General features: G+C 65.2%; 14 protein-coding genes. 7 read left to right on the top strand and 7 right to left on the bottom strand.

The features are described 5' to 3' along the window. The first annotated feature begins 170 nt into the window (after window positions 1–170). The 5 genes from ACM1PE_RS05370 to ACM1PE_RS05350 all read left to right on the top strand — a co-directional run bounded on the left by ACM1PE_RS05370 (window position 171) and on the right by ACM1PE_RS05350 (window position 5,212). On the top strand, window positions 171–1,160 hold the full coding sequence (locus ACM1PE_RS05370) for a Bug family tripartite tricarboxylate transporter substrate binding protein (protein ID WP_059379151.1): 990 nt from the start codon (window positions 171–173) through the stop codon (window positions 1,158–1,160). A 68-nt stretch (window positions 1,161–1,228) separates the two neighbouring features. After that, complete coding sequence (locus ACM1PE_RS05365) at window positions 1,229–2,104, top strand: N-formylglutamate amidohydrolase (RefSeq protein ID WP_118932202.1); 876 nt, start codon at window positions 1,229–1,231, stop codon at window positions 2,102–2,104. A gap of 231 nt (window positions 2,105–2,335) precedes the next feature. Continuing rightward, on the top strand, window positions 2,336–3,454 hold the full coding sequence (locus ACM1PE_RS05360; protein WP_059379156.1) for a Re/Si-specific NAD(P)(+) transhydrogenase subunit alpha: 1,119 nt from the start codon (window positions 2,336–2,338) through the stop codon (window positions 3,452–3,454). Window positions 3,455–3,458: 4 nt separating this feature from the next. Further along, complete coding sequence (locus ACM1PE_RS05355) at window positions 3,459–3,776, top strand: NAD(P) transhydrogenase subunit alpha (RefSeq protein ID WP_013392581.1); 318 nt, start codon at window positions 3,459–3,461, stop codon at window positions 3,774–3,776. Further along, the gene (locus ACM1PE_RS05350; RefSeq protein WP_059379158.1) at window positions 3,773–5,212 is read left to right on the top strand and encodes an NAD(P)(+) transhydrogenase (Re/Si-specific) subunit beta; all 1,440 of its coding nucleotides are present in this window, start codon (window positions 3,773–3,775) and stop codon (window positions 5,210–5,212) included. The genes ACM1PE_RS05355 and ACM1PE_RS05350 overlap by 4 nt, the downstream gene beginning before the upstream one ends. A gap of 36 nt (window positions 5,213–5,248) precedes the next feature. On the opposite strand, the gene glcF is transcribed toward ACM1PE_RS05350, so the two are convergent. The 6 genes from glcF to tldD all read right to left on the bottom strand — a co-directional run bounded on the left by glcF (window position 5,249) and on the right by tldD (window position 13,624). Next, window positions 5,249–6,493: a glycolate oxidase subunit GlcF gene (glcF, locus tag ACM1PE_RS05345; protein WP_059379160.1), complete on the bottom strand. Its 1,245-nt coding sequence runs from the start codon at window positions 6,491–6,493 to the stop codon at window positions 5,249–5,251. A gap of 6 nt (window positions 6,494–6,499) precedes the next feature. After that, window positions 6,500–7,606 (bottom strand): glycolate oxidase subunit GlcE, encoded by a 1,107-nt coding sequence (glcE, locus tag ACM1PE_RS05340; protein ID WP_118932200.1) that lies wholly within the window; start codon window positions 7,604–7,606, stop codon window positions 6,500–6,502. Window positions 7,607–7,617: 11 nt separating this feature from the next. Continuing rightward, on the bottom strand, window positions 7,618–9,117 hold the full coding sequence (locus tag ACM1PE_RS05335; RefSeq protein WP_419342644.1) for an FAD-linked oxidase C-terminal domain-containing protein: 1,500 nt from the start codon (window positions 9,115–9,117) through the stop codon (window positions 7,618–7,620). A gap of 204 nt (window positions 9,118–9,321) precedes the next feature. Then, window positions 9,322–10,731 carry an FAD-binding oxidoreductase gene (locus ACM1PE_RS05330; RefSeq protein ID WP_059379166.1) on the bottom strand — a complete coding sequence of 470 codons (1,410 nt, stop codon included), beginning with the start codon at window positions 10,729–10,731 and terminating at the stop codon, window positions 9,322–9,324. Window positions 10,732–10,838: 107 nt separating this feature from the next. Continuing rightward, complete coding sequence (gene aroG / locus ACM1PE_RS05325) at window positions 10,839–11,912, bottom strand: 3-deoxy-7-phosphoheptulonate synthase AroG (protein WP_059379168.1); 1,074 nt, start codon at window positions 11,910–11,912, stop codon at window positions 10,839–10,841. A 251-nt stretch (window positions 11,913–12,163) separates the two neighbouring features. Further along, window positions 12,164–13,624 carry a metalloprotease TldD gene (gene tldD, locus ACM1PE_RS05320; RefSeq protein ID WP_013392574.1) on the bottom strand — a complete coding sequence of 487 codons (1,461 nt, stop codon included), beginning with the start codon at window positions 13,622–13,624 and terminating at the stop codon, window positions 12,164–12,166. Window positions 13,625–14,410: 786 nt separating this feature from the next. Between tldD and ACM1PE_RS05315 the strand changes: the two genes are divergently transcribed. Beyond that, window positions 14,411–14,794 carry an H-NS family nucleoid-associated regulatory protein gene (locus ACM1PE_RS05315; RefSeq protein ID WP_059379169.1) on the top strand — a complete coding sequence of 128 codons (384 nt, stop codon included), beginning with the start codon at window positions 14,411–14,413 and terminating at the stop codon, window positions 14,792–14,794. Window positions 14,795–14,882: 88 nt separating this feature from the next. Here ACM1PE_RS05315 and ACM1PE_RS05310 read toward each other — a convergent pair whose 3' ends face one another. Next, window positions 14,883–15,521: a DUF4136 domain-containing protein gene (locus ACM1PE_RS05310; RefSeq protein ID WP_419342643.1), complete on the bottom strand. Its 639-nt coding sequence runs from the start codon at window positions 15,519–15,521 to the stop codon at window positions 14,883–14,885. Window positions 15,522–15,669: 148 nt separating this feature from the next. Here ACM1PE_RS05310 and pepN point away from each other — a divergent pair, with 148 nt between their 5' ends. Continuing rightward, window positions 15,670–18,375 carry an aminopeptidase N gene (gene pepN, locus ACM1PE_RS05305; RefSeq protein ID WP_419342642.1) on the top strand — a complete coding sequence of 902 codons (2,706 nt, stop codon included), beginning with the start codon at window positions 15,670–15,672 and terminating at the stop codon, window positions 18,373–18,375. Window positions 18,376–18,382 lie beyond the last annotated feature (7 nt).

Raw genomic sequence — 18,382 nt, 5'->3', positions numbered from 1 at the left:
CAGGCCGCGCAGCAAAAACAGCCCGGCTCCGGGCCGCCGCAGAAAGAGGCATGAAAAAAAGTCATAGCTTACGGAGAAACTTTCGTTTGCGCAAACCGGACCGCCAGGAAAGAATCGTTGCGTTTGCGTCTGCCTTTGCGCATCCGCTTTCCAATTCATTAGGGGAATCCATGCAACGCCGTAAAGTAGTACTGGGCCTGTGCGTCGCCGCCGCGACCCTCGCCGCGCCGCTGACCTCGGGTATCGCGCACGCTGAAGACGCGTATCCGACCAAGCCCATCCGCCTGATCGTTCCCTTCCCGCCCGGTGGCACCACCGATATCGTCGGCCGCCTGTTCGCCGACAAGCTCGGCAAGGAACTGGGCCAGACCGTCGTGGTGGAAAACCGCGGCGGCGCCGGCGGTTCGATCGGCAGCGCCTTCGTCGCCAGCAGCGCGCCGGACGGCTACACCTTGGGCATCGCCACCGTGAGCACCCACGGCATCAACCCGGCCATCTACCCGAACCTGCCGTTCGATGGCGAGAAGGACTTCACGCCCGTCTCGAACCTGGCGGCCGTGCCCAACATCATGACCATCAACCCGAAGGTCCAGGCCAAGAACATCGCCGACTTCATCAAGCTGGCCAAAAGCGAGCCGGGCAAGCTGACCTACGCGTCGGCCGGCAACGGTTCGGTTTCGCACATGATGGGCGAGCTGTTCAAGATGGCTTCGGGCACCAACCTGATGCACGTGCCGTACCGCGGCGTGGGTCCGGCGCTGAACGACGCGCTGGCCGGCCAGGTCGACGTCATGTATGACAACCTGCCCTCCTCGCTGCCGCACGTGCAGTCCGGCCGCCTGATCGCCATGGCCGTGGCCTCGCCCAAGCGCGTGGCCGCCCTGCCCGACGTGCCCACGTTCGCCGAAGCCGGCCTGCCGGCCGTGAACGACGCGTCCTGGTTCGGCCTGGTGGCTCCCGCCAAGCTGCCCCAGCCCGTGCTGGACAAGCTGAACGCCGCCGTGCAGAAGGTCAGCGCCGAAGCCGACGTCAAGAGCCGCCTGGAAGCCCTGGGCGCGGCGCCGGCCGCCAACACTCCGGCCGAATTCGCGGCGCAGATCTCGGCTGAAATCGCCAAGAACAAGCGCATCGCCAAAGAAGCCAACGTGAAGATCGACTAAGCGGTCTTCGGTCCTCGCGCGCCGCCCGGTGCGCGAGGACCTCCGATTAACGAACGCAACACCCCCTTATGCGAATTACCCAACCCCTGTCTTACCGGCTCGACCTCCCGCAGCAATATCCTGATTCGGACTCCTCGGCTCCCCTCGTGCTGGACTCCCCGCACAGCGGCACCGCCTACCCCCCCGATTTCGCGGCTGCGGTGGACTTTGGCGCATTGCGCACCGCCGAGGACACCTGGGTTGACGACCTGTGGGGCGACGCCATCGAAATGGGCGTACCGATGATTGCCGCCGCGTTCCCGCGCGCCTACATCGACGCCAACCGCTCGCCCGACGAAATCGACGAATTGCTGCTGGACGCCGCCTGGCCCGACGCCATCAACGCCTCGCCCAAGGTCAAGCTGGGCAAGGGCCTGATCTGGCGCATGCTGGACGACGGCACGCCGCTCTACAACCGCAAGCTGACGGTCGCGGAAGTGCGCCACCGCATCGACGCCTGCTGGAAGCCCTACCACGCCGCGCTGGGCCAGGTGCTGGACGCCGCCCACAAGAAGTTCGGCAAGGTCTGGCACATCAACTGCCACTCCATGCCCAGCATCGCCGGCGCCTACGCCACCGACCGCCCGGGCCTGGTGCACCCCGACTTCGTGCTGGGCGACCGCGACGGCAGCACCAGCGACCCGGCCTTCCGCGAATTCATCGCCGCCTGGCTGCGCGAACGCGGCTACAACGTCACCGTCAACGATCCCTACAAGGGCGTGGAACTGGTGCGCGCCTTCGGCCGCCCCGAAGAAGGCCGCCACAGCCTGCAGATCGAGATCAACCGCAAGCTCTACATGGACGAAGTCTCGCTGCGTCCTTCCGAAAACTACGGCCGCCTGAAGGCCGATCTGCGCGAACTCACCGCCGCGCTGATCACCTGGACTCGCGCGCAAACGGCTTGACGCCGGACGTTTGCGCGCAGGTGCCGGCCGGCATCAACGTTAGACCGGCCGGAGCAATTGGGTTGCAAGACCCCAGCCCCATGGTTCGCCATGGGGTTTTTTTTGGCTTGCCGCCGGGCATTGACGGTCCTGCTCCCCCCCGTACTCTTCCCCCTCGCTTCCCAGGGGCGAGACACCTTTCCTTGCACTTTCCCGTGTATAACTGATGCCAACTAATGAGGAGAGGCGTAGATGCACATCGGGATACCAAAAGAAACCCGAGACGGGGAAACTCGTGTCGCAGCAACACCGGAGACCGTCAAGAAGTACGTAGGCGGGAAACACACCGTCATAGTAGAGCGCGGGGCAGGCACTGCCGCCCGCTATCTCGACGAAGCCTATGAGGCAGCGGGCGCCACGCTCGGCACCGCCCAGGATGCGCTGGGGGCAGAACTCGTCATGAAGGTGCGCGCGCCTTCTGCCGCGGAACTGCCCCAGATGAAATCCGGGGCCGTCGTGGTCGGCATGCTGGATCCCTTCGACGCCGAAGGCATCCAGCAGATCGCCGCCGCCGGACTCACCGGATTCGCGCTGGAAGCCGCGCCCCGCATCACGCGGGCCCAGAGCCTGGACGTGCTGTCCTCCCAGGCCAACCTGGCCGGCTACAAGGCCGTGCTGCTGGCGGCGCACCACTACGGCCGCCTCATACCCATGATGATGACTGCCGCGGGCACGCTGAAGGCCGCCCGCGCCGTCGTGCTAGGCACTGGCGTGGCCGGGCTGCAGGCCATCGCCACCGCCAAGCGGCTGGGCGCGGTGGTCGAAGCCTCGGACGTGCGCCCCGCCGCGCGCGAACAGGTGGAATCGCTGGGCGCCAAGTTCATCGACGTGCCTTTCGAGACGGACGAAGAACGCGAGATCGCGCAAGGCACGGGCGGCTACGCCCGGCCCATGCCGCCCGCCTGGATGGCGCGGCAGGCCGCGCTCGTGTCCGAGCGCTGCAAGCAGGCCGACATCGTCATCACCACGGCGCTGATTCCCGGCCGCCCCGCCCCCACGCTAGTGTCCGCGGAAACCGTCGCGGCCATGAAGCCGGGTTCGGTGCTGGTGGACCTGGCGGTCGAACGCGGCGGCAATTGCCCGCTGTCCGAGAAAGGCCTGGTGGTGGAAAAGCACGGCGTGACGATCATCGGGCTGACCAACCTGCCCGGCCTGGTCGCTACCGACGCTTCGGCGCTGTATGCGCGCAACATCCAGGATTTCCTGAAGCTCATCATCAATGCGGACGGCGCGCTGGCGATCCAGCGCGACGATGAAATCGTCGCGGCCTGCCTGGTGTGCGAAGGCGGCAACGTGGCGCGGAGGAACTAACAGCATGGAAGCGATCAACCCCACCCTGATGAATCTCATCATCTTCGTGCTGGCCATCTATGTCGGCTACCACGTCGTGTGGAACGTCACCCCCGCCCTGCACACGCCCTTGATGGCCGTCACCAACGCCATTTCCGCCATCATCATCGTGGGCGCCATGCTGGCGGCCGCGCTGACCGAAGGCGGGCTGGCGCGCGGCATGGGCGTGTTCGCCGTGGCGCTGGCCGCGGTCAACGTGTTCGGCGGTTTTCTCGTGACCCGGCGCATGCTGGAAATGTTCAAGAAGAAGGACCGCAAGGCAGGCAAGGAGGAAGCGAAATGATCTCGCTGAACCTCGTCACCCTGCTGTACCTGATCGCCTCGGTCTGCTTCATCCAGGCGCTCAAGGGCCTGTCGCATCCGACCACGTCGCGGCTGGGCAATGCGTTCGGCATGGCCGGCATGGCGATCGCCGTGCTGACCACGGCCGCGCTCATCGTCGGGCTGGCGCGCGACGGCGCCGCCACCATCGGCCTGGGCTGGGTCGTGTTGGGCCTCTTGGTGGGCGGCTCCATCGGCACGCTGATGGCCAAGCGCGTCGAGATGACCAAGATGCCCGAGCTGGTCGCCTTCATGCACAGCATGATCGGCCTGGCGGCGGTCGCGATTGCGGTGGCCGTGGTGGCCGAACCGCATGCCTTCGGCATCGTGCCCGTCGGCGTGCCGATTCCCACCGGCAACCGCTTCGAGCTGTTCATCGGCACCTTCGTCGGCGCCATCACGTTCTCGGGTTCGGTCATCGCCTTCGGCAAGCTGTCGGGCAAGTACAAGTTCCGCCTGTTCCAGGGCGCGCCGGTGGTGTTCTCGGGCCAGCACATGCTGAACCTGGCGCTCGCGCTGCTGATGCTGGCATGCGGCATCTGGTTCATGCTCACACAGGAATGGACGCCGTTCGTCATCATGACGCTCATCGCCTTCGTGCTGGGCGTCCTGATCATCATCCCGATCGGCGGCGCCGACATGCCGGTGGTGGTGTCCATGCTGAACAGCTACTCGGGCTGGGCGGCAGCCGGCATCGGCTTCTCGCTGAACAACCCCATGCTGATCATCGCCGGTTCGCTGGTGGGTTCTTCGGGCGCGATCCTGTCCTACATCATGTGCAAGGCGATGAACCGCTCGTTCTTCAACGTCATCCTGGGCGGCTTCGGCGGCCAGGCCGGCGCGGGCGCCGCGGCGGGCGATGCGCAGCAGCGCAGCGTCAAGTCGGGCAGCCCCGACGACGCCGCCTTCCTGATGACCAACGCGGAAAGCGTGACCATCGTTCCCGGCTACGGCCTGGCGGTGGCGCGCGCGCAGCACGCGCTGAAGGAACTGGCGGAAAAGCTCACCGAGCGCGGCGTGACCGTCAAGTACGCCATCCACCCGGTGGCGGGACGCATGCCCGGCCACATGAACGTGCTGCTGGCCGAGGCCGAAGTGCCTTACGACCAGGTCTTCGAAATGGAAGACATCAACAGCGAGTTCGGCCAGACCGACGTGGTGCTGGTGCTGGGCGCGAACGACGTGGTGAATCCGGCCGCCAAGAACGACCCGAAGTCGCCCATTGCCGGCATGCCCATCCTGGAAGCCTACAAGGCCCGCACCGTGATCGTGAACAAGCGGTCCATGGCTTCGGGCTACGCGGGCCTGGACAACGAGCTCTTCTACATGGACCGCACGATGATGGTTTTCGGCGACGCCAAGAAGGTGCTTGAAGACATGGTCAAGGCCGTGGAGTAAAACGCCCGGCGCCGGATGCCGCCTGGCGTCCGGCGCCTACGCGCCGCGCTGGCCCGCAGGCTGGCGCAACTGTTCGTCAACCACTTCGATCCAATGCCGCACCGGCGTGTCGGTGCCGCTTTGCAGGTGGCCGATGCAGCCGATGTTGGCGGACAGGATCACGTCCGGTCCGCCCGCGGCGATCGCGCCCAGCTTGCGGTCGCGCAGTTCCAGCGCGATCTCCGGATTCAACACCGAATAGGCGCCCGCCGAACCGCAGCACAAGTGCTTGTCGGCAAATGGCTGCAATGCAAAACCCAGATCCGCCAGCAATTGTTCCGACAGCGGCCGCAGGCCTTGCCAATGCTGCAGCGTGCATGGCGGATGGAAGGCCGCGCGCGTGCCCGCCGGCAGCCGCGAACGCAGTTGCGCCGCATGCGGCGCGACGATCTCGGCCACGTCCTTCACCAGCGCCACGATGTCCGCAGCCTTTTGCGCGTAGGCCGGATCGTGCCGCAGGTGATGCGCATACTCCTTGACCATGGCACCGCAGCCGGACGCGTTCATCACAATAGCCTCGACCTTGCCATCCTGCAGCAGCGGCCACCAGGCATCGACGTTGGCGCGCATCTGCGCCAGCGCATCGTCCTGCGCGTCCAGGTGGAAACTGGCCGCGCCGCAGCAGCCGGCGCCGGGTGCGATGCGCGCGCCTATGCCCACCGCGTCCAGCACGCGGATGGTGGCCGCATCGATGGTCGGCATCATGGCGGGCTGCACGCAGCCCGCCAGCATCAGCACCTGGCGCGCATGGCCCGCCACCTGCGGCAGCGGCCCCGCCGCGCGGCGCTCCGGCACCTTGCGCTTGAGCGCCTCCGGCAGCATGCCGCGCACCGCCTGCCCCAGCCGCATCGCGGGCGCGAACAGCGGCGACAGCATGGTCTTGCGCAACAAGGTGCGTTTGGTCTTGTCGGCCCAACTGCGCGGCACGCGCTCTTCGACGATCTTGCGGCCGATATCCACCAGATGGCCGTACTGGACGCCGGACGGGCAAGTGGTCTCGCAATTGCGGCAAGTCAGGCACCGGTCCAGGTGCTGCTGCGTGGACTGCGTGGGCTCGGCGCCCTCCAGCACCTGCTTGATCAGATAGATGCGTCCGCGCGGGCTGTCCAGCTCGTCGCCCAGCACCTGATACGTCGGACAGGTCGCGGTGCAGAAGCCGCAGTGCACGCAACGCCGCAGGATGGCGTCGGCCTCCTTGCCCAGATCGGTATCGCGTGCCCAGGATGCCAGATTGGTTTGCATGATGCCCTATAGATCCAGGACCAGGCGGCCGGGGTTGAACAGGCCGGCCGGATCGAGCTCTTGTTTGAGGCGGCGCGTGATCGAAGCGATCCCGGGCGCCAGAGGATGGAATACGCCGTCGGCAGGCGGCTTGCCCTGCCCGGCGCGGAACAGCGTGGCGTGGCCGCCCAGCCGCTCGGCGGTCTCGCGCAGCGTGGCGGCGTCTTGCTCACCCGACAGCCAGCGCTGGCCTCCCCCCCATTCCAATAAGGTCGGCCCCAGTCCCAACGCGGCGGCGGTGGGCGGCAACGCCAGGCGCCACAAGGGCCGGCCCGGCGTGAAGAAGGAATGCGTCTGCTCGCGCAGCGACCGCCACCAGGCCTGCGCAGCCTCGGGCGCCATTGGCGCGCCGCCTATTAGCTGGCGGGCGCTGGCGATCGCGGGCGGCGCGCCCGACAGGCGCACGGCCATCTGGCCTTCGGCGCCCTCATCGCCGCCGCTCCAGCTGGTGGCCGAGATCGGCAGGGGCTTGCCGCGCCACAGGGCGAAGCTGGCCAAGGCCTGAGCCTGCGTCGCCGGCAGCGCCAGGGTGATCTCTTCCATCGGCCGCGGCACGACCTTCAAGGACACTTCGAGTATGGCGCCGAAGATGCCGTGCGAACCGGCCAACAGGCGCGACACGTCATAGCCCGCCACGTTCTTCATGACCTCGCCGCCGAACGAGAGGATGCGGCCTTCCGAATCCAGCAGTTGCGCGCCCAGGACAAAATCCTTGAGCGCGCCGGCACTCATGCGGCGCGGGCCTGACAGCCCCGTCGCGACGCATCCGCCGACCGTGGCGGACGCCGAGAAATGCGGTGGCTCGAAGGCCAGCATCTGCCCGTTCTCGGCCAGCGCGGCTTCGAGTTCGGCCAGCGGCGTACCCGCGCGCACCGTCACCACCAGCTCCGACGGGTGGTAGCTGACGATGCCGCGATAGGGTGTCATGTCCAGCAGGCAGTGGCCGTCCTGCGGCGTCACCGGGCGGTAATTGCCATAGAACGCCTTGCTGCCCCCGCCCATCACGAACAGGGGTTTGTGGCCGGCACGGGCCGTCATGACCTGGTCGCACAATTCCGACAGGACGAAATCCATAAGGACAGGTCCTAGAAACGGGCGAGATCGGGGAAGCGCAACTCTCCCGCGTGGACGTGCATCTTGCCGTATTCGGCGCAGCGGGCCAGCGTAGGGATGACTTTTTCAGGATTGAGCAGGCAGGGCGGATCGAAGGCCCGCTTGACCGCCAGGAACGCGTCGAGTTCTTCGCGAGAGAATTGCACGCACATTTGATTTATTTTCTCCATACCCACACCGTGCTCTCCAGTCACGGTCCCTCCTACCTGCACGCACAGCTCGAGTATGGCGGCACCGAATTTCTCGGCGCGCTCCACCTCGTCCGGCTTGTTTGAATCGAACAGGATCAACGGATGCAGGTTGCCGTCGCCTGCGTGAAAGACGTTGGCGCAGCGCAGGCTGAATTCGTCTTCCATCTGCTCGATGGCGCCCAGCACGCGCGCCAGATGGCGGCGCGGTATCGTGCCGTCCATGCAATAGTAATCGGGCGATACGCGCCCCGCGGCCGGGAAGGCATTCTTGCGGCCGGCCCAGAACTTCAGGCGCTCGGCCTCTGACGACGAGACCTGGCAGCGCGTGGCTCCGGCCTCGTGGAACACGGCCTCCATGCGCGCAATCTCGTGCTCGACCTCTTCGGGCGTGCCGTCGGATTCGCACAGCAGGATGGCTTGCGCGTCCATGTCGTAGCCGGCGCGCACAAAGGGTTCGACCATGTGCGTCGCACGACGGTCCATCATCTCCAGACCCGCGGGTATCATGCCGGCCGCGATCACCTGAGTGACCGCATTGCCCGCCGCTTCCACGCTGGAAAAGCTGGCCATGACGACCTGCGCGCAGGCCGGCTTGGGAATGAGCTTGACCGTCACCTCCGTGACCACGCCCAGCATGCCTTCCGAACCGATGAAGACGGACAGCAAATCCAGGCCCGGCGCATCGGGCGCTTCGGAGCCCAGTTCAACCACATCGCCATCGATCGTCACGACCCGCACGCGCAGCACGTTGTGCACGGTCAGCCCGTACTTCAGGCAATGCACGCCGCCGGAGTTCTCCGCCACGTTGCCGCCGATGGAACAGGCGATCTGGCTGGAAGGATCAGGCGCGTAATACAGCCCGTAGGGCGCGGCCGCCTCCGAGATCGCCAGGTTGCGCACGCCGGGCTGCACGATGGCCGTGGCGCTGGCCAGGTCGATGTGCTTGATGCGATTGAATTTGGACAAGCCGAGCAACACGCCGCGGCTGTGCGGCATGGCGCCACCGGACAAGCCGGTGCCGGCGCCGCGCGCGACGATCGGCGCATTCAGGCGTTTGCAGACGCGCATGACAGCCTGTACCTGCTCTTCCGTTTCGGGCAGGGCGACGACCGCAGGCAGCGCGCGATATAGGGATAGGCCATCGCACTCGTAGGGGCGCGTATCTTCTTCGCGGAACAACACGCAGTGCGCGGGCAACACGGCCGACAACGCCTCGATGAGCTGCTGCAAAGAATAAGGCGCCTGCACTTGTGCCAGGCCGGTTTCGACCAATGAATTCATGAGCGCAACAATAGCGCGAGCGCCCGCCACTAGCAGACCGGGATTTACCCGCATCCGTGCACCTATGGCATGCCAGATAAGTAACCAGCCGTAATCTCTCGCCGCGCAGCGTGGCCGCCCCGCTCGTTCACGCCTGAGGATGGCAAGAAAAAAGCCGACGGCGCGCCGTCGGCTTCGGAAGTCGGCTGCGCTGCCGAAGCAGGCTTACCAGGACACGATCTTGCCAGGATTGAGGATGTTGTTCGGATCAAACGCGTGCTTCAGGCTGCGCATCAGATCCAGGGCGTCCTCGCCATGCTCTTCAGCCATGAACTGCATCTTGTGCAGGCCCACGCCGTGCTCGCCCGTGCAGGTGCCGTCGGCGGCGATCGCGCGGCGCACCAGATTGTGGTTGATGGTTTCGGATTCTTCCCATTCCTTGGCGCTGTCCGGATCGAGCAGCATCAGCACATGGAAGTTGCCGTCGCCCACGTGGCCCACGATCGTGTAGGGGAAGCTGGCGCGGTCCAGTTCCTCGACCGTCTCGCTCACGCAATCGGCCAGGCGCGAGATCGGCACGCAGACGTCGGTGGTGCTGGCGCGGCAGCCGGGGCGCAGTTGCAGGCCCGCGAAATAGGCATTGTGGCGGGCGGTCCACAGGCGGCTGCGGTCTTCGGGACGTTCGGCCCATTCGAAATCCATGCCGCCGTGATCGGCCGTGATCGCCTGTACGATCTCGGCCTGCTCCTGCACGCCGGCCGGGCTGCCGTGGAACTCGAACACCAGCAGCGGCGTTTCGCGCAGCGTCAGCTTGCTGTGCAGGTTCACCGCGCGCACGCTGGCGGCGTCCATGAATTCAACGCGGGCGATCTGCACGCCCATCTGGATGATTTCGATCACGCTCTGCACCGCCGAATCCAGCGTCGGGAAGTTGCAGACCGCGGCCGACACGGCTTCAGGCTGGGGATACAGGCGCACCGTCACTTCGGTGATGATGCCCAGGGTGCCTTCGCTGCCGACGAAGATGCGCGTCAGGTCGTAGCCGGCCGAGGACTTGCGGGCGCGGCCCGCGGTGCGGACGATGCGTCCATCCGCAGTCACCACGGTCAGCGACATGACGTTCTCGCGCATGGTGCCGTAGCGCACGGCATTGGTGCCGGAAGCGCGCGTGGCCGCCATGCCCCCCAGGCTGGCGTCGGCGCCCGGATCTATCGGAAAGAACAGGCCGGTATCGCGGATTTCGTCGTTGAGCTGCTTGCGCAGCACGCCAGCCTGCACGGTGGCGGTCAGGTCCTCGGCGTTGATCGCAAGAATCTTGTTCATCTGCGACAGGTCGAGACTGATGCCGCCCTGGATCGCGAGGATGTGGCCTTCGAGCGAAGAACCCGCGCCATAAGGGATCAAAGGAACGCGATGCTCGTTGCACAGCTTGGCGATCTCGGCCACTTCCTCGGTCGTGTGCGCGAAGACCACGGCGTCCGGCGGCATGGCGGGATAGGGAGATTCATCGCGGCCATGATGGTCGCGCATCGCGGCAGATTCGGACAGGCGGTCGCCAAAGCGCGCGCGCAAAGCATCCAGACAAGCGGCCGGCACCGGACGGCGCAGCGTTTCGGCATGCATGGGGGCATTCATGATCAGCGTGATCCTGGGTTAGATTGGTTGATCCGATTATTCTACGCCGCCGCGCGCGCCGCGCCGCAAACCGCCAGGCGCTAGCGGCCCTCAGTTTTACCAGGGACTTACTTGCCGGTCGTAAGGGCGACCCGGCGGCGTTCGCGCACCGCATGAGCCAAACGCTCGAGCACGGCGACCGAGGCGTCCCAGTCGATGCAGCCGTCGGTGATGCTCTGGCCGTAGACCAGCGGCGTGCCAGGCACCATGTCCTGGCGGCCGCCCAGCAGGTGGCTTTCAACCATGACGCCCACCAGGCGGCTGTCGCCCGCTTCCATCTGGCGCGCCACGTCTTCGATGACCAAGGGCTGGTTCTCGGGCTTCTTGCTGCTGTTGGCGTGGCTGGCGTCGATCATGATGCGCTGCGCCAGACCAGCCTTGGACATGTCCTGGCAGGCCGCTTCGATGCTGGCCGCGTCGTAGTTCGGCGTCTTGCCGCCGCGCAGGATGACGTGACAGTCCTCGTTGCCGGCCGTCGACACAATTGCGGAATGCCCGCCCTTGGTCACCGACAGGAAATGGTGCGGCTGGGAGGCCGCCTTGATCGCATCGACCGCGATCTTCACATTGCCGTCGGTGCCGTTCTTGAACCCCACCGGACACGACAGTCCCGATGCCAGCTCGCGATGCACCTGGCTTTCCGTCGTCCGAGCCCCGATCGCCCCCCAGGAGACCAGATCCGCGATGTACTGCGGCGTAATCATGTCCAGGAACTCGCAACCCGCCGGCAGTCCCATGCTGTTGATGTCCAGCAGCAGCTCGCGGGCGACGCGCACGCCCTTGTTGATGTCGAAGCTGCCGTCCAGATCCGGATCGTTGATCAAACCCTTCCAGCCCACGGTGGTGCGCGGCTTCTCGAAGTACACGCGCATCACGATTTCCAGGTCGGCGCTCAGCCGGTCGCGCACAGGCTTCAGACGCTTCGCATATTCGATGGCCGCGCGGGTGTCGTGGATGGAGCAAGGACCGATCACGACGATCATCCGGTCATCCATGCCGTGCAGGATGCGGTGCATCCCCTGGCGGGCGGCGAACACGGTGTCGGACGCCTCCTTGGTGCAGGCGAACTCGCGCATGACGTGCGCGGGCGGGTTCAGCTCTTTGATTTCTCGAATGCGAAGGTCGTCGGTATTGTGTGACACGGTACTGCTCCTGGGTTGCCCGCCGCGGGGATGTTCCCGAGATGGTTTCCTCAACTGGCGGCGCAAAAAAAGCCGCCAGTTCGCTGGCGGCTTTTTTGGGGGGATTCTTTCCAAACTTCAGATTGAGCGCGTCCCTTCCTCCGCCAGCGGCTTCAGAAAACCATAAAAATAAAAATAAAAGGCGGGGGACGCGAATTTCATGGGGATTGACTCTAGCACAATTTTTTCGAGCCGTCATCCGTGTTTTTGAATCAGGCGGTGCCGCCGACGGTCAGGCCTTCCATGCGGACCGTGGGCATGCCCACGCCCACGGGGACGCTCTGGCCATCCTTGCCGCACGTGCCCACGCCGGAATCCAGCTGCAGGTCGTTGCCTATCATGGTGACGCGGTTCATGGCGTCCGGACCGTTGCCGATCAGGGTGGCGCCCTTGACCGGATAGGTCACCTTGCCGTTTTCGATCATGTAGGCTTCGGACGCCGAAAACACGAACTTGCCGTTGGTGATGTCGACCTGGCCACCGCCGAAATTGACCGCGTACAGCCCACGCTTGACGGACGACACGATTTCCTCGGCCGGCTTGTCGCCCGCCAGCATGTAGGTGTTGGTCATGCGCGGCATCGGCAGGTGCGCGAACGATTCACGGCGGCCGTTGCCGGTGGCGGCGGTCTTCATGAGGCGCGCGTTCAGCGTGTCCTGCATATAGCCGCGCAGGATGCCGTCCTCGATCAGCACGTTGCGCTGGGTGGCATTGCCTTCGTCGTCGATGTTGAGCGAGCCGCGGCGATCGGGGATGGTGCCGTCGTCGACCACCGTCACGCCCTTGGAGGCGACGCGCTCGCCGATGCGGCCCGAGAACACGCTGGACCCCTTGCGGTTGAAGTCGCCTTCCAGCCCGTGGCCGACAGCCTCGTGCAACAGGATGCCGGGCCAGCCCGAACCCAGCACGACAGTCATTTCACCGGCCGGCGCGGGGCGCGCTTCCAGGTTCACCATGGCCTCGTGCACCGCGCGCTCGACGTAGCCCTGCAGCATTTCGTCCGTGAAATAGGCCAGGCCCAGGCGGCCGCCGCCGCCCGCGTGACCCATTTCGCGGCGGCCATTGCGCTCGGCGATGACGGTCAGCGACAAGCGCACCAGCGGGCGCACGTCGGCGGCCAGGCGGCCGTCGCTGCCGGCCACCAACACCACGTCATATTCGGCGCCCAGGCCCGCCATGACCTGAATCACATGCGGATCGCGGGCGCGCGCCATGCGCTCCACGCGTTCCAGCAGCGCGACCTTCTCGGGAGCGCTCAAGGTGGCAACCGGATCGATATCGGCATACAGGCTGCGGCCGATCTCGGCTTCGACCTGCGCCGCCACCTTTACCTTGCCGGCGCCGCGGCGCGCGATGCCGCGCACCGCGTGCGCAGACGACAACAGCGCTTCGGGCGACAGCGAATCCGAATAGGCAAAGGCGGTTTTCTCGCCGCTCACGGCACGTACCCCGACGCCCTGGCTGATCGAGAAACTGCCGGTCTTGACGATGCCCTCTTCCAGGCTCCAGCCCTCGCTGCGCGTGTACTGGAAATACAGGTCGGCGTAGTCGACCTTGTGAGTGAAGATCTCACCCAGCGCGCGCGCCATGTCCGCCTCGGTCAGGCCCCAGGGGTCTAGCAGCAGGGATTTGGCGGTGGCGAGGGAAGCAATGGCGGGATCGATGATTTTCATGGGGCTCTGTACAGGAGGCGGCGGCGCGCTGGCGCGCGCTCGCGGTGATACTCGAGATCATATCGTAACGCTGGCGCGGCCTGGCCGTCGGGCCGCGCGCCCCGCCGGGAAACACGCTGGAGCGAAAAATACCACGGGCATTATTTACGCGTGCGGGCGGGGTCGGAATATTACATACCGGGCTGCACCGACAAGCTCAAACAATGTTCGATGCGCCCCTTTTTTCGGGTGCTCATAGGACTTTTTCGACCAGCAGGCATACAGGCAAAGGTATTCCCGAGGCGCGCACCAAACTCGTCATACAACTTGACATGAAAAGGAAATACGCCAATGAGACCGCTGGGCGCATAGCACAGAATCCTGTCGGACCATGCCTGGCGAATATCAGACCGCAAGACTATTCATTTGTTCCCGCCGTTGCGTCATCAGACTTCCGCAAACGCCGCACCCGCGGCAGGTCCGATGCGGGACGTCAGGCCTGGAGCCCCGTATTTGCGCGCTTTGCGAGACAAACCGGACAGATGCAAGGGCATGCGCGGCTATTCGTCCGCCTCGTGAACCAATACCCCTATTGTTTCAAGTTGTCCCAAATTCGAGAATATCCTTCCCAATACTTGGCTCGTTGCAGGCACTCCCAGACCGAAAAACGGTATCGGACTCTTTTGATACAAAGTAATTGCATCAGAAACCAGGAAGTCAAGCCGTAACTTCTGTATTATGCGAAGCACAACAATTACACAATAACTTCGCCGGCGATTACAGCAGTTCCATAATCAGGAATAAACCATGGCCCGAGAATCCTACGCAGCACTGCAAGCAAAGATCGAAAAGGAAATCAACAAGCTACAAAAGAAGGCTGAAGTCCTGCAAACCAAGCGTCGCAAGCCCGTGATCACGCAGATCATCACGTCGATGCGCGAGTACGACATCACGCCTGAAGAGATCGTCGCAGCCTATGGCGCCGGCAAGCCCGCCCGCGCCGCCGCCGGTGGCCGCCGCAAGGCTGGCCCCGCTGCCCGTCCGGCCAACGCCGCCAAACGCGCCGTTGCGCCCAAGTACCGCCATCCTCAAACAGGGGAAACGTGGAGCGGCCGTGGCAAGGCCCCCCGCTGGCTCGCCGCGGAAGAAGCCGCAGGCGCAACCCGCGACAGTTTTCTTATCAAAGAATAAAAACCTATCCGCCAGTAAGAAAAAAATCGGCGCACCATATTGGTGCGCCGATTTTATTTAAAGACAGGCCCCAAAAGGCCGCCCGATTTCATTGCACGGGGAAGCGGATTTCGCGCTCCGCGCCATTATTCCCGGGAAAATTATCAAATATTGCGCGTACCAGGTACGGCATGGTGCGCAGGAAATCGTCGCGCTCGCTCAGTATGAAAGCGCTGGAACGGTATACCTCGGCGCCGCCGCGCTGCGTGTCATAGATATGCAGGGTGAGGGTATTGCGTTGCACGGCCATGGGTACGTCGACCCATTCCGGCCCCCAGTAGCCATACCCCGCTCCCCACGGCCGCGGGCCGTAGAAACCGCCATAGCCGTAGCCGCCATAGAAATATGGATCGTATGGACGCTGCACCATTATCTGGGTCTGCGTGGTGCTGTAGTTGAACGACACGTCGAAACGACCCTTTGCGCCGGACTTGGCCTCGACCAGGCCGGTCGCGCCTATGCCGGCCCGCACCATGTCCTGATAGGACTGATATTCAAGATTGTTGTTTTGCGAAGCATCGGCAGCGATGAACTGGTAGGTCTGCCCCTCCACGCCCGCGGGCCATTGCTGAAAGGAAGTGACCCTCGCGGAAACCGTGGGAGCGGCACAACCCGTCAGGGCAAACGCCCCCGCCACGGCCAGCAGACCGGCCCAGCGGCGCATATTGAACATGGACAACCTCGACATTTGACACCTCTGCGGCGCGCGACGGCGCCATGATACTGACTTTGACTCAGACCGCTACAAAAAGTTTACGGTACGCCAAACGGCCCAGGGCGGTGCGTCATGCCCAGCCACTACAATAGAGCCTTCGTTCATACAGGACTGCAATCCCATGCGCACAGACATGCCCGTAACCGTATATCGCAAGGATTACCAGCCCTACCCCTACGACATTCCCGAAGTCGCCCTCGCCTTCGATCTCGCGCCGGACGCGACCGAAGTGCGCTGCACGATGCAAGTGCAGCGCAAGGCCGGGGCCAGCGCCGACGCCGCCCTGATCCTGGACGGCGAAGACCTGGAGCTCGTCTCGGTAGGCGTGAATGGCGCGCCCCTGCCCGCCGACCGCTATCGCCTGTCCGAACACAGCCTGGCCCTTTACGGCCTGCCGCCCAGCGCCACGGTGGAAATCGTCAGCCGCTGCAAACCGTCGGCCAATTCCACGCTGATGGGCCTGTACGTCTCGGGCGGCAACTTCTTCACCCAATGCGAGGCCGAGGGCTTTCGCCGCATCACGTGGTTCGCGGACCGGCCCGACGTGATGTCGCGCTACCGCGTGACCCTGCGCGCCCAGCCGGAGTATCCGGTGCTGCTTTCCAACGGCAACCTGCTGGCCACGCGCCAACTGCCCGACGGCCGCAACGAGGTCGAATGGGAAGATCCCTTCCCCAAGCCCTGCTACCTGTTCGCGCTGGTGGCCGGCAAGCTCACGCACCGCGAAACCACCGTCAAGACGTCCAGCGGCCGCGACGTGCTGCTGCAGGTCTACAGCGATCCAGGTTCGGAATCCAAGACCGAATGGGCGCTGGATTCGCTGGTGCGCGCGCTGCGCTGGGACGAAAGCCGCTTCGGCCTGGAGTTGGACCTGGACCGCTTCATGATCGTGGCTGTCCATGACTTCAACATGGGCGCGATGGAAAACAAGGGCTTGAACATCTTCAACGCCGCCTACGTGCTGGCGGATGCGGATACGGCCACGGACGCCAACTATGAAGGCATCGAATCCGTCATCGGACACGAGTACTTCCACAACTGGACCGGCAACCGCGTCACCTGCCGCGACTGGTTCCAGCTGAGCCTGAAGGAAGGCCTGACCGTCTTCCGCGACCAGGAATTCAGCGCCGACATGATGGCCCACGGCATGGATGCCGCCGAGGCCGCGAGCGCGCGCGCGGTCAAGCGCATCGACGACGTAGTGGCGCTGCGCGCCGCCCAGTTTCCGGAAGACGCCGGCCCCATGGCCCATCCGATCCGGCCTGAAAGCTACCAGGAGATCGGCAACTTCTACACGGCGACCGTGTACGAGAAAGGCGCCGAAGTCATCCGCATGCAGCACACCCTGCTGGGCGAGGCGGGCTTTCGCGCCGGCATGGACGAGTACTTCCGCCGCCATGACGGCCAGGCCGTGACCTGCGACGACTTCGTGGCCGCCATGGAATCCGTCTACGTGCGCCAGCATCCGGACCGCGACCTGTCCGTGTTCCGCCGCTGGTACCGCCAGGCCGGCACGCCGCGCGTGACCGTCAAGCTCGACCACGACGCCGCAACGCGCCGTTGCACCGTGACGCTCACCCAGGAATGCCCGCCGGTCGGCGTGGAAAAGAAGGCCGGCGCCGATTACGTGAAGGCCCCCTTCCACATCCCGTTCGCCATCGGCTTGCTGGACCGCGACGGCCGCGCACTGCCGCTGCGCCAAGCCGGCGCGGTCCTGGACACCGCGCTGCTGGAACTGACGCAGCAAAGCCAGCAATGGATATTCGAGGATATCGACGAGCGTCCTGTGCCGTCGCTATTGCGCGACTTCTCGGCCCCGGTCATCGTCGACTACGGCTGGACCAACGAAGAACTGGCCCTGCTGTCGGCGCACGACGGCAATCCCTTCGCCCGTTGGGAAGCCGGCCAGGAATTCGCCACCCGCCAGATCCTGGCGCTGGCCGAGGCCCGCCAGGCCGGCAAGACCCTGCATGCCGACGCCGCCTTCATCGAGACCTGGCGCGCGCTGCTGACCGATCCGGCTCTGGACGCCGCCTACCGCGCCCGCGCCCTGGCCCTGCCGTCCGAAAAGACCCTGGCCGAACGCATGCAGCAGGTGGACCCGCCTGCCCTGGCGGTCGCACGCGACTTCCTGCGTGCCGAACTGGGACGCCAGTTGGCCGCCGAGTTCCGCCTGGCATTCGACGACAACCAGACGCCGGGCGAATACAGCCCGGCGCCGGTTCCGGCCGGCAAGCGCGCCTTGAAGAACCTGGCGCTCAGCCACCTGATGGCGGCGGGCGAACTCGATGCCCAGCGCCTGGCCGAGCAGCAGTACGAGAAGGCCGGCAACATGACCGACAGCATGGCGGCGCTATCCGCGCTGATCAATTTCGGCCAGGGCGACTTCCCGCATAAGGCGCTTGCCGCTTTCTACGACAAATGGCGCGACAACGCCCTGGTGGTGGACAAGTGGTTCGCCCTGCAGGCCGCGGCCCGCTCGACCACCGTGCAGACCGCGCGCGAGCTGATGCAGCACCCCGCATTCACCCTGCGCAACCCGAACCGCGCGCGCTCGCTGATCTTCCAGTTCTGCCTGAACAACGCCCGCGGCATGCATCACCCCGACGGCACCGGCTACGCCTTCTGGGCCGAGCAGGTGCTGGCGCTGGACGCCCTCAACCCCGAGATCGCCGCCCGCCTGGCGCGCGCGCTGGACAACTGGGCACGCTTCGTGCCCGCCCTGCGCACGCCCATGCAGGCCGCCCTGCAGCGGGTGCGCGCCCAGGAAGGCCTGTCGCGCAATGTGCAGGAAATCGTATCCAAGGCTTTAGAATTCGCAGCATAGGAGGTTC

Source organism: Achromobacter sp. PD1 (genome assembly GCF_048541815.1).
In the GTDB taxonomy this organism is placed as follows: domain Bacteria; phylum Pseudomonadota; class Gammaproteobacteria; order Burkholderiales; family Burkholderiaceae_B; genus Achromobacter; species Achromobacter bronchisepticus_A.
Note: the sequence above shows the minus strand (reverse complement) of the source record. Positions and strands in the feature narration are given on the sequence as shown.

Coding starts and splice junctions, on each gene's coding strand:
- ACM1PE_RS05370 (WP_059379151.1), top strand. CDS start 171: ATGCAACGCCGTAAAGTAGTACTGGGCCTGTGCGTCGCCGCCGCGACC.
- ACM1PE_RS05365 (WP_118932202.1), top strand. CDS start 1,229: ATGCGAATTACCCAACCCCTGTCTTACCGGCTCGACCTCCCGCAGCAA.
- ACM1PE_RS05360 (WP_059379156.1), top strand. CDS start 2,336: ATGCACATCGGGATACCAAAAGAAACCCGAGACGGGGAAACTCGTGTC.
- ACM1PE_RS05355 (WP_013392581.1), top strand. CDS start 3,459: ATGGAAGCGATCAACCCCACCCTGATGAATCTCATCATCTTCGTGCTG.
- ACM1PE_RS05350 (WP_059379158.1), top strand. CDS start 3,773: ATGATCTCGCTGAACCTCGTCACCCTGCTGTACCTGATCGCCTCGGTC.
- glcF (WP_059379160.1), bottom strand. CDS start 6,493: ATGCAAACCAATCTGGCATCCTGGGCACGCGATACCGATCTGGGCAAG.
- glcE (WP_118932200.1), bottom strand. CDS start 7,606: ATGGATTTCGTCCTGTCGGAATTGTGCGACCAGGTCATGACGGCCCGT.
- ACM1PE_RS05335 (WP_419342644.1), bottom strand. CDS start 9,117: ATGAATTCATTGGTCGAAACCGGCCTGGCACAAGTGCAGGCGCCTTAT.
- ACM1PE_RS05330 (WP_059379166.1), bottom strand. CDS start 10,731: ATGAATGCCCCCATGCATGCCGAAACGCTGCGCCGTCCGGTGCCGGCC.
- tldD (WP_013392574.1), bottom strand. CDS start 13,624: ATGAAAATCATCGATCCCGCCATTGCTTCCCTCGCCACCGCCAAATCC.
- ACM1PE_RS05315 (WP_059379169.1), top strand. CDS start 14,411: ATGGCCCGAGAATCCTACGCAGCACTGCAAGCAAAGATCGAAAAGGAA.
- ACM1PE_RS05310 (WP_419342643.1), bottom strand. CDS start 15,521: ATGTCGAGGTTGTCCATGTTCAATATGCGCCGCTGGGCCGGTCTGCTG.
- pepN (WP_419342642.1), top strand. CDS start 15,670: ATGCGCACAGACATGCCCGTAACCGTATATCGCAAGGATTACCAGCCC.